An 819-nucleotide genomic window follows, 5' to 3' on the forward strand; every position below is an offset into this window, starting at 1 on the left:
GAGCAGATACCGCCTTCGGCTCATCCGTCGCGAGCGGCTTCAACACGATCTCGCCCGTGAGCGAGGAGTTTTCCCACGGTACTTGCTTGCCCTCCGTCGCAGCCAGCACATCGCGGCGGACATCGATGAGATCGCGCGTGATATCCTGCCCCGGCGTGCCGAGGTGTGCGAGCAGTGCGGTCGTGAACGGAGAATTCCGCCCTGCCCCATCCAGAGCAACGTTGCCCGGTTGCGTTGCGAACGCTATCAGCGAGCCGACTCCGCTGCCAAGCCTAGCCAGTCCTCTGCCCACGGAACTGGAGCGCGTCCCCATCGAGCGGGAAAGCTTGTCGGCGAACGGATTATCCCGGCAGGCATCGAGGAAGACGAGGTTGACCTTGGTGCTGCGCTCCATCGCCGAAAGTACGAGGTCCATCGGAAGGGCCTCAAAGTCCAGATCATTGTAGCCGGCCAACTGTGCGTCCACCGGCACCATGTAATTGTTGCCATTCACCTGCAGACCGTGCCCGGCATAGAAGAACAGCGCCATATCGGCACCGTCGAGCTTTTCCAGAAAGTCGCGTACTGTGCGACGCATTCCCGCGAGGTCGAGGTCCTGGCCGCTGACAACCTGGAAGCCAAGGCTTTCAAGCTTGGCAGTCATGTCGGAGGAATCGTTCTTCGGATTGGCGAGTTGGACGGCGTGCTGGTAGGCCGAATTGCCAATCACCAGCGCAACGCGCTTCTCGGCGATTGCCTGTCCAGAAACAGCCGCAAAAAATAGAACGAAGAAAATGAAAGCGCTGCGCATTGCAGAAAACGCCTCCCCAAGAGAACTGT

1 protein-coding gene is annotated in these 819 nt (G+C 59.8%); it reads right to left on the minus strand.

Annotated features, from left to right (window positions below):
- The coding region (locus AC07FD_RS39390) for a caspase family protein (protein ID WP_478354193.1) at positions 1–790 on the minus strand (790 nt) is incomplete at its 3' end.
- Between the last annotated feature and the right edge of the window lie 29 nt (positions 791–819).

It is taken from the genome of Mesorhizobium waitakense (assembly GCF_056431085.1).